Annotated in this window: 14 protein-coding genes; 5 read left to right on the forward strand and 9 right to left on the reverse strand. The window is 39.3% G+C overall.

Annotated elements, in window-relative coordinates; translation table 11 throughout:
• The first annotated feature begins 583 nt into the window (after window positions 1–583).
• The 5 genes from hemB (at window position 584) to SDEN_RS01625 (ending at window position 5154) form a co-directional block, all read left to right on the forward strand.
• The gene (gene hemB / locus SDEN_RS01605) at window positions 584–1582 is read left to right on the forward strand and encodes a porphobilinogen synthase (RefSeq protein WP_011494765.1); all 999 of its coding nucleotides are present in this window, start codon (window positions 584–586) and stop codon (window positions 1580–1582) included.
• Window positions 1579–2463: an EamA family transporter gene (locus SDEN_RS01610; RefSeq protein WP_041405631.1), complete on the forward strand. Its 885-nt coding sequence runs from the start codon at window positions 1579–1581 to the stop codon at window positions 2461–2463. The genes hemB and SDEN_RS01610 overlap by 4 nt, the downstream gene beginning before the upstream one ends.
• A 63-nt stretch (window positions 2464–2526) precedes the next feature.
• Entirely contained in the window at window positions 2527–3255 is a 729-nt protein-coding gene (locus tag SDEN_RS01615) for an ester cyclase (RefSeq protein ID WP_011494767.1), read from the forward strand.
• A gap of 310 nt (window positions 3256–3565) precedes the next feature.
• Complete coding sequence (locus tag SDEN_RS01620; protein WP_011494768.1) at window positions 3566–3847, forward strand: helix-turn-helix domain-containing protein; 282 nt, start codon at window positions 3566–3568, stop codon at window positions 3845–3847.
• A complete protein-coding gene (locus SDEN_RS01625; protein ID WP_011494769.1) occupies window positions 3847–5154 on the forward strand; it encodes a type II toxin-antitoxin system HipA family toxin in 1308 nt (435 codons plus the stop codon). The genes SDEN_RS01620 and SDEN_RS01625 overlap by 1 nt, the downstream gene beginning before the upstream one ends.
• Window positions 5155–5765: 611 nt before the next feature.
• Here SDEN_RS01625 and SDEN_RS01630 read toward each other — a convergent pair.
• From SDEN_RS01630 to SDEN_RS01670, 9 genes are all read right to left on the reverse strand, one after another.
• Window positions 5766–9026, reverse strand: a complete 3261-nt coding sequence (locus tag SDEN_RS01630) for an Eco57I restriction-modification methylase domain-containing protein (protein ID WP_011494770.1) — start codon at window positions 9024–9026, stop codon at window positions 5766–5768.
• A gap of 12 nt (window positions 9027–9038) precedes the next feature.
• The gene (locus tag SDEN_RS01635) at window positions 9039–11114 is read right to left on the reverse strand and encodes an Eco57I restriction-modification methylase domain-containing protein (RefSeq protein ID WP_011494771.1); all 2076 of its coding nucleotides are present in this window, start codon (window positions 11112–11114) and stop codon (window positions 9039–9041) included.
• Window positions 11114–12913, reverse strand: coding sequence for a DNA methyltransferase (locus SDEN_RS01640; RefSeq protein ID WP_011494772.1), 1800 nt, complete (start codon window positions 12911–12913; stop codon window positions 11114–11116). Before SDEN_RS01640 ends, SDEN_RS01635 begins: the two co-directional genes overlap by 1 nt.
• Before the next feature lie 239 nt (window positions 12914–13152).
• A complete protein-coding gene (locus tag SDEN_RS01645) occupies window positions 13153–13770 on the reverse strand; it encodes a nucleotidyltransferase domain-containing protein (protein WP_011494773.1) in 618 nt (205 codons plus the stop codon).
• A gap of 435 nt (window positions 13771–14205) precedes the next feature.
• Window positions 14206–14835 (reverse strand): tyrosine-type recombinase/integrase, encoded by a 630-nt coding sequence (locus tag SDEN_RS01650; RefSeq protein WP_011494774.1) that lies wholly within the window; start codon window positions 14833–14835, stop codon window positions 14206–14208.
• 7 nt (window positions 14836–14842) lie between these two features.
• Window positions 14843–15049 (reverse strand): hypothetical protein, encoded by a 207-nt coding sequence (locus SDEN_RS01655; RefSeq protein WP_041405633.1) that lies wholly within the window; start codon window positions 15047–15049, stop codon window positions 14843–14845.
• Between the two features lie 229 nt (window positions 15050–15278).
• Window positions 15279–15737, reverse strand: a complete 459-nt coding sequence (locus SDEN_RS19695) for a hypothetical protein (RefSeq protein WP_011494775.1) — start codon at window positions 15735–15737, stop codon at window positions 15279–15281.
• Between the two features lie 58 nt (window positions 15738–15795).
• The gene (locus SDEN_RS01665) at window positions 15796–16068 is read right to left on the reverse strand and encodes a hypothetical protein (RefSeq protein WP_011494776.1); all 273 of its coding nucleotides are present in this window, start codon (window positions 16066–16068) and stop codon (window positions 15796–15798) included.
• On the reverse strand, window positions 16065–16361 hold the full coding sequence (locus SDEN_RS01670; RefSeq protein WP_011494777.1) for an AlpA family phage regulatory protein: 297 nt from the start codon (window positions 16359–16361) through the stop codon (window positions 16065–16067). The genes SDEN_RS01665 and SDEN_RS01670 overlap by 4 nt, the downstream gene beginning before the upstream one ends.
• Window positions 16362–16444 lie beyond the last annotated feature (83 nt).

Raw genomic sequence — 16444 nt, forward strand, 5'->3', positions numbered from 1 at the left:
CTGAGGCTGATTTCACCAAGCAGCCCATTCTCTAGGTCACAGCACAAGCATGCTAAGGTGGCGAGTAGCGGTCGCGCTGCTTGTTTTGCGACTTATGTTGCCTAAGTGTTGATACTGGCTTGTATTCCCCCAGTGTCAGGATAGATGCCTTGCTTAACCATCTATTGATTCAACTCTTGATTTAACTCTTGATTTAACTCTTGATTTAACTCTTGATTCAACTCTTGATTCAACTCTTGATTCAACTCTTGATTCAACTCTTGATGCAACTCCTGATTCAAAAGAAAAGCGATTATTCGCATCACGCTATGATGCGAATAGGGGGTTTAATCAACTCATAAAATGAGTCGTTTAAGGTCGTCTTTCTAATCACGATACAATTTTCTGTTGTTTTAGTATTCTGGCGTGACCGTTAGTGTGGCATTTTTACGTCGACGGTAACCGTGTGGAGGAATTATTTGTCCCTATTTTTTGGGGGCATGAATTATGTTGAGATCTGCTAGGATCCTCTCGATTTTATCACGAGACCTAAAGCGAACTTATGGAAAAGTTAATTATTACCGCATATCCCCACGGAGTACATATGCCTTATTCAAGTAACACTTCAGGATCTCGTTTAATTAAACGATTACGCCGTCTTCGTTCATCTCCTAATATGCGAGAGCTGGTAAGAGAATACGAAGTCAAATTAAGTGATTTAATCTATCCGATATTTATCGAGGAAAATATCACCAACCCAGTGCCCATAACGAGTTTACCTGGTCTGGTACGGATTCCTGAAGCTCAGCTTGGCGCTGAAATTGAAGCGCTCAATGCACTAGGGATTCGCTACGTCATGCCATTTGGTATTAGTCACCACAAAGACAACTGTGGCAGTGATACTTGGAATAGCAAAGGGCTTTTGGCGAGGATGATTTCGACCATTAAGACAGTGTGTCCGAATATGATGGTGATCCCTGATATTTGCTTTTGCGAATATACAACCCATGGTCATTGTGGCGTGCTGAAACAGCAGAGCATAGATAATGATGCCACAGTTGAAAACCTCGTGAAGCAATGCATTAATGCAGCTCGTGCAGGTGCCGATATGTTAGCCCCTTCGGCAATGATGGATGGACAGGTGATGGCTATCCGCCAAGGCTTGGACAAGGAAGGTTTCAGCCATGTTGCTATCTTGGCCCACGCGGCCAAGTTTGCCTCTTCATTCTACGGTCCGTTTAGAGATGCAGTAGCATGTGAGCTTAAGGGGGATCGGCATACCTATCAGCTGGATTATGCCAATTCGAGACAAGCGCTTCATGAAGCAATGCTGGACGAGCAAGAGGGAGCCGATATATTAATGATTAAGCCAGGCACACCATATTTAGATATTTTATCCACATTGCGCAGCAACACCCTTTTACCACTTGCCGCCTATCAAGTTAGTGGTGAATATGCTGTGATTAAATGCGCGGCTAACATCGGCGTCTTAAATGAGCGGGCAACGGTACTGGAAACCCTGACAGGGTTTAAACGGGCAGGTGCAGATCTCATTGTTACTTATTACGCCAAGCAGTTTGCTCAATGGCAACTTAACGAATGAATATAAAAGACTATGCCCTGTGTATTTTTATTATGGCTATATGGGGAATTAATTTTTCTATGGTCAAACTGGGACTGAATGGCATTGATCCCATGTTGTTGACTGGACTGAGGTTTACCTTGGCAGTGATCCCAGCCATATTCTTTGTGAAAAAGCCCGATGTACACCTATTTTACCTCATCGGTTATGGCCTAACGTTTGGCGTCGGTGTTTGGGGGTTGTCAACTTGGTCTATCAGTAGCGGTTTATCTCCTGGCATGGCGGCTTTGCTGCTGCAAACTAATGTAATATTTGGGCTATGCCTTGGTTGGTTCTTACTTAAGGAATCGGTCACCCCGAGCCGTTTAATCGGCTCGTTAATTTCCTTGAGTGGGCTAGCCGTTGGCTTGATGGTTACGGATGGTTCGGTAAATGTTCAGGGAGTTGTACTTATTCTCGTTGCCGCTTTTGCATGGTCTATTTCTGGGATTTTAATTAAGAAGTCAAATACCAAAAATGCATTCGCGTTTACCTTATGGTCCATGTTGTTTGCACCGATCCCGCTTTTTCTAATTTCATACTTTCAGATTGGGGCTTCTGCTTTCACGACCTTGCTTGATAACCTGACGGGGATGGCAGTGTTTTCTATTTTATACCAAGCCTACGCTACAACATTATTTGGTTACTGGATCTGGAATCGTATGATAGTTTTATATCCTCTCTCACAGGTAGCCCCGTTTACGTTACTGGTGCCAATATTTGCTATTTTAGGCTCAAATATTTTGTTTCAAGAAGCGATATCCTTACAAAAAGTATTAGGCTGCTCATTGATCACGTTCGGATTGTTGATTGGCTCCTTTTCGCTCAAGAGGGTAAGATCATTGGTACAGCTGATCATGTAAGGGAAGTGTGAGCCACGACAAGTAAATTGCGCAGCGGCGTAGACAAAAGATAATGCTAGGAAGGTGATTATTTTTACTCATAGACAAACCTGCATTCGTAAGGCTCAAGCGCTGATGGAGCTGACATGGAATGATAAAACATCCGATCATATCAAAGATATGATGACCCAAAATACGACCATAGAAAGTCCGATCAAACTGTCAGTCGGCTATGAATCTTTTTGCGATACATTGAAATTATGGTATCGGGCATTTCCAACCTTAAGCTATACGGAAAATAGTGTTGCTACACATAACGGTGAAGTGATTATCGAATGGACGGCCAAGGGGCGCCAACTGGGGGAGTTCCTTGATATTTCAGCAACGGGTAGGCCAATTATTTATAGTGGAATAACCAATTTTGTTTTTATGCAGGACAAGGTTATTCGTTATTCATCCAAGGTTCATATTCAAAGTATCATCAGTCAGCTTATTGGCACGTCTTTCGATGCTCGGTTCGGTCAGCAAGAATCCAATAGTACTGAAAAGCTGTTTGATGTGATCCAACAGCTGCTCAGTACTAAGTTAACTCGAAGGCAAGTAGAGTGCTTGTCTCTGTCAACGCTGAATATATCAGTGAAAGAAATTGCCTCTTTGCTGACAATTGAAAGCAGTTCTGTTCAAACACACCTAAAACGTGCGTTTGATTTGCTCCAAATTAGCAATAAAAAAATGTTTATGGCTTATATAACGGCAAACAACACGATTGAAGTGTTTATCCGTATGGGACTTTTCCTTCGGAAAAAGAATTAGCGATATACATCCTCAGTGTGAACACTTTAGTCCCATTTTGTTAAGTGTTAAGTGTTAACTGGTTAACTGGTTAACTGGTTAGCTGGTTAGCTGTGTCGTTTTTGCATTTCAATTAAATTCCGCACTCCTTGGCAATGACTCCCTCATTTCTTTTGTATTTTATGGTCAGGTTACCCGCTGTAGCGGGTTGAACTATATTTAACGCCTATAGCGTGTGAATGTGTTTTTAACGGTTTAAGCGTGTAAACCTTGATTTACCTGCTTTAGCGTGTACAGTAAGCGTTAAGTACAGTTTAAAGGTAAAGCTATCATGAAGGTGACCAACGCAAAGCAGCTTAGTACGTATCTAAAAGATGCGCGACTGAATGCGCAGCTCTCGCAAAGCAAGGTGGCGAGCAAGGTCGGTATTCGCCAGGATACAGTGTCAAGCTTTGAGCTGAACCCAGATTCGACCAAATTAGAAACGCTGTTTAAGATCCTCTCTGCATTAAACCTAGAGCTAGATATAAAGGTTAGAAATCCACAGCTGGTGGATGAGCGCCGCCATGGTAACGCCACAGTGCCTGAGCAAGAATGGAAGGAGGAGTGGTAATGGCAGTGCTCGATGTTTATATGAATGGCTACCTTGTGGGTGAATTTACCAAATCATCCACAGGCTCTCATCAGTTTGCGTATGCCCCGCAGTGGTTAGCGATACCCGGTAGTCGCCCAATTTCTTTGTCTATGCCGCTACGCAAGCAAGCTTATAAAGGTGATGAAGTTTATAACTTCTTCGATAATTTGCTACCTGATAATCTCGAAGTGAGAAACAGAGTCGTTGCTCGTCATAATGCTGATTCGACCCATGCGTTTGACCTACTGGCTAAAATTGGTCAAGACAGTGTGGGTGCATTACAGCTTATCCCCCATGGTCAGACTCCCTTTGATGTAAAAAAGATTGAGTCTAAACCGCTATCCGAAAAGCAGTTGGAAAAAGTACTCAAGGGTTATCAGTCAAATATCCCCTTAGGCATGTTAGCCGATGACGATGACTTTAGGATTTCTATTGCCGGTGCCCAAGAAAAGACGGCATTACTTAAACTCAATGGACAGTGGCGACTGCCTATCAAATCGACACCCACGACCCATATTATTAAGCTGCCCATAGGTGAAATAAACAGCCACTCCCACAGCATAAATATGTCTGACAGCGTCGAAAACGAATACCTGTGCATGATGATAGTCAGAGAGTTTGGATTAGATGCACCCGAGTGCTCAATAATCAAAGTGGGTGATATTAAAGCGCTTGCTGTGGAGCGATTCGATCGCAGGCTCTCGTCTGATGGTCAATGGATTATGCGGCTGCCCCAAGAAGACTTTTGTCAGGCATTAAATATTCCACCAGCGAAAAAATATGAGAGCCATGGTGGCCCGGGTATTGAACAAATTATGCCTTATCTATTGGGTTCGATGAACTCAGAGCGAGACAGAGTTAACTTCATCAAGTCCCAGGTTTTGTTTTGGCTTTTAGCCGCAACCGATGGCCATGCTAAAAACTTCTCACTGTTCATTGAGGCCGATGGCGGATATCGACTAACGCCTTTTTACGATATTTTATCCATGTACCCTGTTATTGGCGGTAAAGGCTTAAATATTCGCGATGCCAAGCTTGCGATGGGGTTCAAGGCGACGAAAGGTAAGAAATATCAAATCAACCAAATTTTCCCACGGCACTTTATCCAAACCGCTAAAGCTGTGGGCTTTGATACTGGGATTATGATGGAGATGATGCACGACATTGCTGACAAGGTAGAGGCTGTGGTTGTGAAGGTTAAGGCGCAGCTGCCAGATGATTTTCCAGCGCACATACGGGATTCAATATTGAGCGGATTAACTGACAGAGTTAAGCGCATAGCTTAGAAAGTGTGGTAGTTAACTAATGACAGGCTCAATTAAGCTCAACCCCTGGGCTAGAACGTTCATCTGCATCACTTAGAAACGGGAATTAATCAGGTTGCATTAATAACATCTACTCAAGCCGTCTCCCATTTTAGTCCCACTTTGTCTTAAAAAATAGCAAACAAACACGAACCTATAAAAACAAAAAAAAGCCGTAACAACCTGTGTTATAACGGCTTTTAGAATTCTCTGGAATTGGCTAAAACATGATTATTGGTATCTTCCCTGATACTCACGGGCGCTTTTCAGCCGCGATAAATTGCTCCAGGCAATTTACTCAACATTTTGTATTTGCTTGTTGATTTGCATTTAAAAACACTTTAAATACAAGTATTTTACTTGTGATCTGAATCTTACCCTGTAGTTTGCCCACCTATTTGCCCACCACTAAGTAGGTATAAACAAAGCAAGGAGCGCATAAATGATTAGAGCCAGTTTTTCAATGCTGAATAATTTGTCAACAGTCAAACGCAATCCATATATCATTGTTTAATAAGTTTATTTTACGCCGGTTTTTACAATAAAGGCCGCAATATAAGTATTATGAGACCCTATAGGTTTACCTCAACTATCTATAAACCGTATAAATCTCTACATGCTTGCTCGTATGCAGGATAGCTTGGTAAATTTTTTATTTTTTCTCTAATTTTTCTTCGACGGATAGATAATGAAGATGAATTGGGATTTAGGAGTTGCATAATCTCATCAGGAATAGACTTTTTAAAATTATCCCAATCAACCATAAGCTGTTTAGTTGTCGCTACAACTTCTATGTGAACTATATCCATTGGATTGTATGGTGGTGTTGCACCAATCGGAAGTTTGTGAATATGCCTTTCACCAAAAGCCCCACGAGGTTGAAATTCCTTTATAACCAGGCATACAGCTTCACTATTTAGTAAACCTGTAAGATATAAAGCTTCTTCTTCTGATTGAACGTGAGACCAATATAAAGTTTGGTCAATAATTAATTTGTTTTGTGAATAAGCATTAGACTTAATATAAGTAGAACATACATTACTCCCCCCCGCACCATAGAGAATTAACCATCCATGTGTTGGTATATTTTGTGAGACTAGTTTTCCTCTATTTGTATTTAGTTTGTCAAAAAACTCAGCGGATGTTGTTCTAGACTCTTTGAATATTTTTTTAAAAGCAGAATAGGTGCCATAGGAAAATGAAGATAGATCAATTTCCGATACCGATTCCCAAGTTCCATTGTCAACTTTTAGTATGGGTAATAAACCTTTTGCTGGAGTCGAAATACCAAATGGAGTTAAATGATTTGATAGTAAAATGTCATAAATGAATGTGTCACTAACAGAGTCTGCATTAAGTGTAAAATGCTTATGCTTCTTCGCTTGAGTAACTAAATATCTAAAATCACTTACTGTCCGATCTATTGGGCTAATTTTCCATTTCGGAGTATGTTGTGTTCCTGGAGTGAAATCATGGAATATGAGAGTGCGTGGCATGATATCAGGTCCTTGATTAAAACTAGCAGGGTTATACAAACCAAACTTTGCCTTCCCTATTACTTTTTTATCTGTCCAAGCAGTTCTATTTCCTTGTTGAACATTATGAAATGTTAAGTCAGAAGAACTTAATGGGCTCACAATTTTTCCATCAAAAAACTCTCTGGATTCATGCTTACATTTTTTACCGTAAAGAACTATAGCTTCATTTTTGAAAGTTCCCTTTTCTATACGCCAAAGTTCATTAACATCAAAAGTAACAGCACGGTGTGAATTTAGATAATTTCCTTTTCTAAATAAGTTGTGATGATGCGCGTTAAGTACACTATCAGGGAGGATACAACCAATAACAGCATTTTCTAGAAGATACCTTTCAATGGCATGTAAAAGAAATACAGTGGCCATCTCAATATGTAAGTGAGATGAACCCTCAGGTTTAATCCCATAGTTTTCAGCTCTCTGACGTAAAGCATTTTTGTATGGATTATTTGCTACTTTACTTAATGCTAACCAAGGAGGGTTTGTAACAACACCGTTAAATTGACCCGCAACAAGTCCTGGTCTATAGCTATTTCTTAGTACAAATGCCCAAATTCCATTTCGTCCATCACGTTGAAGTTGATCTAGTGCATTCAGTAAATCATGAGAAAAATCTTTAACTGAAGTGATATCTGCTAAAGATAAGACTGAACTGCTCTCATTTAGTAATTTATTGACCATATTATCAGTTATTTTTTTTGTAATAGCAGACTTTTCTTGGTCAGCACTGTACATCGCAATTTCATAACCTCTATCGATAATCATTTCAAACAGCATTCTACATTCTGGTGTGATGAGAAATGCTGGAAGATTAATTTCTATGTTATCAAGTGAAAGAGTGTGGAATTTCTCTTCTTTTTTTAAGTCATTAATTTTTGAAATAGGTGTAACAGCAAATAATGAGTCAGCGTGGTAAATTGGTATTGCTATTTCACCAGCATCTAGACCACCGAACCAATCGCGAGCAGCCAATACCCAGCTAACTTTGGCCAACATTACAGCGAGAGGGTCGATATCAAACCCTGTTATTGCTTTAGATAGTCGTATCATCCCACCATTGCTGGCAGATACACCTAATTTCATGAGTCGGTGTTTGCTCTGTTTAACAACTTCTATTACCATTGCCCCAGATCCACAACACATATCAACTAATAGTGGATCAACGTTTTCAGGTAACTTATCAAAAACATTTTTTACAACCTTTTGAGCTAGCCAAGCAGGCGTCCATTCTTGACCTAACAATATACGATGCGATCTTCTGGCTAATTGAGCCATCAATGTACCAAACAAGTCTTCTTCAGGTACTGATTTAAAATCATATGCTCTTAAATCACTTTGAATGTCTTTCGCTATTGGAATTAAATGAATTGCATATGGCGTATCATTTAGCCAGCCGAAATAGTCATATTCAACAAGATTTGTTAAGCCTTTAGCTTTAAAAAAGGAACCATTCAAAATGGACTCTATTTCTGCATTGTCACTTTTCAAAGCTTTGCTTTCTAACACATTGGCGCAAAGTAATTTTGCAAGAGTTAGCATGTAAAGTTCAGAAATATAGGACTCTTCATCGAATGATTTTGTATCTTCAGAATCACCAATATAAGAAACAAAATCAATCCAGAGCTTTTTAATCAGATCTGAATATTTTTTGTTACTTTCAAATGCTTGCGTTACTATGTCTCGAACAGCATTAATATGTTGCGCACAGAAAGTACTTTCGAATCCTAAGTCAAAAGATAAAGTTTTCGCGCCAAGAGGCCTAGCACCCTCTCGACCGAGATACCGTGTTAAAAAATAATAGAGAGATAATGCATCATCAGCATTTCTTGAAAGATCAACTTGTTCCAATTCTTCCAGTACAACATGTTCTCGTCCGTATGTTGTAGCACCTGCAATATATGAAAGAGGTAATACTTCAGAAATTCGATAGGCATGCCATCTAACGGTATCCGAAAGTACTCCGATAATAATTTCTTTATTGTGGTTTTTATTAAGAAGTGATGCACAATAATCCTTTACTTGTCCATAACCTGCTTCAAAAATTGTTTGTACAGTAAGGTCTTTTTCATATTCAATTACAGTCGCACCAATAAGGGTATCAACAAACCCTGAACGCACCTTTCCATTTTTATGAAATTTTACGTGCTCTTCACTCCCCAGTGCATGATATTTGACCCACCAAGGTGCTTCAGGGAACATTTGAGGGAGGTACTGGGAAAATGAATCACGTACCTTGGCTTCAGAAGCTTTATTTTTAACGAGTAATATTGCATTATTAATGTGATTTTTTGCCACTTCGATATCAAAAATAATATCCATATTAATACCTTATTATTTATGCGCTTTCCTTCGCAGAACCGCATCTTGAATTAGTTTTCTTAGTTCGTGTACCGCTAGGGGGGCATCTTCTTCAGAGAAAAAGCTTTTAGCGAATTCAATATCAATATGCTCAATGATTTCATTACACTTTTCAGATATTTTGGTAGTTGATAATTTTTGACCAAGAATTGAAAACTTTTTCCAAGTTATTGGTTCAAAATTTGGAACTGGTAAACGACGTAAATGTGTAGCTTCTACTTTTAAGGCTCCACCACCCATAACACTTGATGTATATTCAAGAGCTGCTTTACACCAAGATGAATTAAGTAATGCTAGTAACGCGTAAACATCAAAAACTGAATTGTCATTTAGACAAATTGTTGAAAAATTAGCATCAATTAAACATAAACGTCCAGGATTAAAAAATGTCTTTGGAGAGTCATTGTTTACTCTCGGTATAAATAAATCAGGTTTATGTCTTTTTACAAATTCTGGAAGCATATACCAAAACTTGGGTGGTATATTTTGTTTTATTTTAGATGTTCTTATATTTGGTTTTACAGCCGATAGTTCAACTATCTTTTTGGGTATATTATCTGTTCCAAAATTCAATGTTTCAGCTTTTTTAATTAAAAACTCTAACTCACTATTTATAATTCGGTATGATTCTTTTGCTAAAATACCGTTTGTCTCTATATCATCGAATAATGCATGATTTTGCAGTGATAAGGCTCTGCCTTTTAGCTCTAATTGATCAATAACATAATGTTTTGGTAGTTCAGATTGTCGACGTAAAACATGTTGAAGACAAGATCTATCAATTTTAATCTTGCCATAATTGAATGATTTTGAAAGTTGTACCTCTACATTTTCCCCATCAATTCCGCATGCTTCTACGTAAAAAAAAGAGTTAGCTCCAGTCCGCAGGCCTTGTCCAATATCTATACCCATTTCTTCTAGTGAAGAAATGGGTATAGATTTGATGCTATTTACTAACCATTTGTGTAAATCTAACGGTAAATTTACGTATGAAAAATTCGAAGAATTAGTGCTCTCATCTTCTATTTTATGGAACCATTTTTGTTTTCTACATACGCCTTCAATATTTCTAATGACATGTGAAAATGGTACGTGAATTACTTCAATGTTTTCTGATTTAAATTGAGTACCTTCTTTTAACCATTTCCTTGCTTGGTCTGAAAAATATTTTTCTTTATTTTCACGACCAGGGTATACATTATCTAACAGGCTATTAGTTCCTATTGATTTTTTTGATATTTTAATATTAAGAAAAGTGTCGTTATTCATGGGTTGAAAAGCGGATGCTTTACGAGGTTCTCTGCGAGCAATTAAAAGCGTTGTTTTTACTTGAGCATTAGTAAACCAGCAAGCGTGCTCATCTTCAACAATAAACTGAATCTTGAACCAACGAAGAAGTAGATAGTGAATGATCAATGCATAATCTCTAGAAAGCCATGATTCTGGTAGTACTAATGCTAAATATCCTCCATTTTTTACTAAAGCAGCACTTAGTATCCAAGAAGGAACTGCAAGATCAGATAAACCTGAGTATCCATGTATTAGTTCTTTAAATAGTGTTTTGTCGATTTTATCTAAAGAAGTAAGTGAGTCTATGATGCTATAAAGGCCATTACGAACTTCTTTCGCGTCTGGTAATAAAAATTCCTCACCAGCTTTCAACGACATACTTTGATAACGCACATATGGGGGGTTGGTTATAACTAGATCCCATTGTTTTAATTTTAAACTTTCAAAAGATTTAAGATTAAATGCGTTTCCCAATATGATGTCTCCACCTTTAATTCGGCTTACACATCCGTGGTATGCAATCGGATCAATTTCAATAGCACTGAGGGAGTTCGATGGAACACCTAGATCTAAGCAAGAAGCTAACATATCTCCATTACCAGCCATAGGGTCTATCACAGATTTTGCTATACTTACGTTTGCCAATGAAGCTAGTAGTTTACCTAATCGAACACCAGTGAAGTATTGTCCCAACCTCTTTCGTCGCTCAGCCTCTCCTACAAAGCCTTCTTTTGTGGCAAAACTTTCTGTTGGACTCACTATTTATCCTTCAAATATTCTTGTTTTTTCAAATAAAATAATTTGGCATCTATATCAACTTTGATACCAAGCTCTAGGCAGCGAGATACAAACCTTGAGTAGAGCCTTTCTGAAGTTTGTTCAACACCTACAGCGATTGATGCTTTATTTAATATTTCATCCATAATGTCACTAGCATTAAACTTTGTCGCATGCTCCACTTCCCCTTTAGTTAATAAAAGGAGCGGATCACCTTTCACTGATACGGTAGAAACTACTTGCTTGAAACTTGCTTGTAATTTATCTAACACGCTTGTTGCACGAACCGAAAGCCCAGCCTTTTGATAAGCATTAGTCAGAGCTTGCCAAATATTTGATTTAGCAGAATGAAAAACTACCGTTACTAATCCTTCAGGCTTCAAAACACGCTCTATTTCAGAAAACACGGATGCCATCATTTGACTATATTGCTCTACTCCTTTTCCTTGAGCTTTACTAACAATAATTTCTTGAGTGCGATTGGTAGTTGAACCTAGCCATAATTCATTAATTTGGTTTAATTCTGCATAGGGAATATAGTCCCCAAATGGAGGGTCAGTGAAAACATAGTCTATACAACCGTCAGGGAGACTAAGTTTCTCACTGCTAGAGTTATTTATAACTACTTTACTCGTACTTCCGCGAACAAGTGAAAATGCTTTTTCAAAAGCTGTAGATTTACGTTGTATACCTTGAAAAATGTTTTTCTCAACTGGTAAACCACTTACGTACAAGACACCACTTTGCGCTCCAGTAAGCACAAAATCTTTTTCAGTTTTCTTTACAACGACTCTTGTCATCAAAGTAGAATGTGTTGCGTTATAACTAAGTATTAGCAATCGAAGCGCATCTCTTATGACCTCTTCAAAATCGTTGCATAGTTCAAAAAGTGTTGCAATTACGATAAAGTTTCTTCGGGTATAAAAATGATGAAGATGAGATATTCCTTTGTGGTAACCTGAACGATATAAATCACCCCATTCTATTTCCATATTTGGAGAAGTTGAAGGAAGAGGATGTATTTTAATAAGATCAATTAATTGCAAATCTTCGGGATTTGGTTCTCTTTGCCATTTACTTTTCCCGCTTTGACCATAAATTCTAGTAGGTATTCGTTTTTTTCGTTTTAATATCTTATTTGAAAAATCATCTACAACCTCTTCTAATGCTCTTTCACAATCATTAATGACACATTCTTTTTTACAAAATGGGCAATTAAAAACTGACATGAGTGCAAGAGGACTCTTCTGGACAGAAGCATCCCAATACGATACTTCAGTTTTACAGTGATAGCAGACGACTACATCTGACCAAATAATGTGACGAATAAAACCTTCATTGCCACACATATCTTTTGCTTTGTACATCCAACCTAATTTTTTGTTTGCTCTTTCGATTAGTGATTTCACTGCTTCTGAAAAAGTAGTTGGATTTGGAGGGTTGCAAAGTGTATTGGATACAAAAGATCCTAATACTCCGATCTCAAAAATATGCGCATTTCGAGGCCCCCATTCTGGCTCAATACCCAAATCTGATGCCATTTTTTTCATGCCTTCAGTTGGTTTATCACATAAAAGAGCCGCAAGTCCAGTTGTGCCACTTCCTCCAAATGTATCCAACACAGTCCCACCAGGCTTCGTATGTGAAGCTATGAATACTGCGATGGCTTCAGGAGAAATTTTGGTAGGATAAGAGAAAGCATTAAACAAAGGTCCAGACCGGGTTGAAGGCAGTGGATTTTGGTAAAGGCTTAAAAATTTTTTAAAATTGACGTTGTACATAAAAAAGCCTCTGGAGACCGTGAATTCTTCACTATCCAACTAATTACTAAAAATATGGTGTGTACTTTATCGGACTGACGGTATTACGCTCGAATAGCCAAAAAATCACTATGTCCGGTAGAGTAAAGATGGGAGTTTACCAGACTCTCTTGCATGCTAGCATCACTTATCACCAAAGGCCTGTTATGAGTCATATTACTTTCGGATGTCTTGACTAAGTCAAGATAGACATTCCGCTTCTAGTTGGTTATGCCAAATACAATTTTATGTTCAAATAGCTCGTAGCCTTCGTTATGCCCCTGAATGCTGATGACTCTTGAACCGTTTTTTAGATATTTTCTCACATCCAATTCAGGCCAGTGCATTTCTCCGCTTAAATTTTTAAAGCGGCGACCTTCAGCGAGCATTTCCTTGGTTCTCTGCTCTCGAATTATTGAAAAGTCAGTATCAAATTTCGGCTTACATGATACCCAAATGAACAAGTCGATATCACTCACAGGCCCTGTCCCTGATAGGTAGCTGCCGAACAATGCTACCTTGGTTACTCGATACAGGTATGAGTCATTGCAATTGATTTCATGGACTCGTTGTAGAAACGCCTGATAGTGCTTGTCGGCTGTTGCTCGCTTAATTTTCTTGGCGGCACTGGCTTGGGCTAACGTGGCGGCTTTCATGGTGAGTTGCCAGCGGGTTGTCTTGCCATCATCCCTGACTTTTTCAAAGTATCCCTCAGACTCAAACGCTTCTATACGGGTTTTAGCGATCTCCTGGCTTATCTTAAATCGATTGGCAAAGCATTGAATAGAGAAACCATTGGTTTCAAAGGGGATACTGCTGACAAGCTTTCGTGCGTTCATTGCTGGCAGTCCAGCTATTGTTGTTTTCGAGTCTATATTCAAAATTTTCTCCTACTCTGTTGATGTTTGTTTAAGTTAATTACAACACCGCGGTTTATCGCCGTTCGTCGTAGCTAAAATGAGGCAAACGGCAGCCTGTAGCCTAGTAAAGACAAGGCTTTTTCCAGTGACCTGGTAACATTGCTGCTGTTGCATAGGGGCCGCAATAATTTTCCAGATACCGCGGGCCTCGTACCCGTGGTTAAAGTTGAAACCCCCAGGGTCCCCCGATGTTTTTAAATGACTGAGTAATTCTTGTAATAGATTGATATAACAGCTTTTTAAACGGTGATTTATTTGATAACGGTTGCTTAAAATACTTATCAATCCTAGTATTTATGAATCTATAAAAATCAGTGTGTTAGCTTTCATTTGGGACGCAACTTATAAACTGTCTCAATTGTTCTTTTGATCTAAGATCCCCTCACCAAATAGCGCTATATCTCCTGCGACAAAGGTATCGACTAAGTCTTGTTCGTTATTGTCCAGATAGTTGATGGTTGTTTCTGGCTTACTATGGTTAAGTAATTGCTGTAATTCCTCTAAAGTCACACCTGCTTGCTGTCGTAATCGTGAGCCTGACTTACGCAAAGAGTGAGTACCGAGATTAACGCCCCCTAAGCGGCCACAGGTACGCCGCCACTTGATTACGTCAGGTTCTACTTGTGACATCCAACGCCAAGCTGTCTTACGACTTAATGGTTTTCTCGAACCTCCATGACGGCTTTCAAACAGATATATGTTGTTTGGGAATGTCAGTCTCATTTTATTAAGTAATTTAATGGCATGAGGGGTTAAGGTGATCACTTTATTTTTTTGAGTCTTGGTCTCGATAATGGTGAATTCACCAGTATTAAAAGACTCATCAACTTGAGCGGTTGTAATTGCGAGTAAATCGCTGATCCTTAATGCCCATAGTGCGGTTAACTCTGCCAGCCAGCGGGCTTTAAGTCCGTGATTTCGTTCCAACGCATCAAGAATTACTCCAAATTCGTCACGATCCCTAGCTGAATGCACTCTTGACATGATTAGCCTACTTATTTGCTTTAAGAGTGGTATTTAAGGTGGCAAGGCTGTTTTGAATATCATTGGTCATATCGGTTAGGGTGTTGAAGAAATGCCCAATATCCTCTGAGTTTAATTCTTCAATATGACTCCCTTGGGCAAGAATTGTTAAGGCTTTAATCTGTGAGGTTTTGACTTCTATTTGTTCTAGCGCAGTAAATGTTTTAGCTGACATTCTTATAATTCCTCTGACATAAAGTGAGTTAATTTGTTGTTTGGGTATGGCTTATATAAAGCACACCAGATTTTGGGACAAACCCTTACGCATTCTAAACTGTATAAGTTAAATTTAAGTTGTTGATTGTTATTGTTAATAATTGGTTTGTTGTGAGTTACCCAAACACCAGTAATTGGTGTTTGCTGTTTATCAATTAAAGGCGGTTTACACCAATTATTGGGACTGACTAGCTGGTGTTTGCACCAATTTTTAGTACAGGTGATTTTGAAATCTTATGGTCGTTAATCTTATTCCAGTCATTCCGAATCGGGCTTAATGTCGGTTTTGTTGTCATCTGTCCTTGTCCACGATATTCATCTACTGACTCCCAGGTTATTGCGTATAGCACTGGTGGTAATCCGCCTTTTCTCGATGTTGAGCCTGTGCCCGTGACTTCGATTAATCTATGTTTAATGAGCGCCTTTAGGGCACTTCTCATTGTGTCTTGGCCGCCGAAGTAGGGTTTCATTTGGTCCCAAGTACAGGTTAGATTGCCGTTGTTATAGCCATTCCACTGCCTAACGATTAGGGTCAGCAATTTGATGGCACTGCCATTAAGGTCAGCGTAGCTAGTCGAATCCAATACACAGTGCGGGATACTGATATAGCGTTTATGTGCACTGCGACTTTGCCGTCTTTTTGCCATGCCTTATCCATGTAGCCTCGTTTAAGTGAAAATAGAGATTTGTCTGTGTTTCTGTTGTTTAACATGGGGTTTCTAGTCTCTGTTGGTGACAGTTAAACCATGAGTTAACGATCTCGAACTTATCGCCGTAGTCCATGATGGTTTTAAAGTCTTGGATACTGTCTACTCTAGCCGCACCAAAATAGGTTTGAACTTCGCTACCTTCTTGGCAGCGTAAAATAGTGAAGTGCAAAGGTTCCTGATTGCGATAAGCGAGGATGATGCCGCGCCTTTGATATACATGTGCATCACTAAGCGGCAGTGTTAGCCCATTGTGAAAGAGAGTATTCATTTCTGTGCTCCTAACTGGGCTTTGCTAGTCGTACGGGGACTTGATACTGCTTGAGTGAGTGTGGGGTGATAGATAAACCAAAGTAGATCTGAGAGTAGCCAGGCGACTGAGTTCACGCCAAGCTTGGTTCTGATAGGGTGCAGCCCTAAGCGTTCTAGCTCCCAGGTTCTCGAGCGAGACAAGGTGGTGATTTGCTTACGTTCATTCTCACGAACTAAACGATCTGATTCGCCAGCGACTTTAAGCAGTTCCTGGCGTTGTTCAGGGGTAGGGCGGGTGTATTGGATGGTCATGATATGCCTCAACGTGTGTTGGTAAGTTCAGGCATATACTAGGGGGAATATTAGAATAAAAACGCTCATCTTCTTACCTAAGA

The sequence above is a fragment of the Shewanella denitrificans OS217 genome (assembly GCF_000013765.1).
GTDB lineage: Bacteria > Pseudomonadota > Gammaproteobacteria > Enterobacterales > Shewanellaceae > Shewanella > Shewanella denitrificans.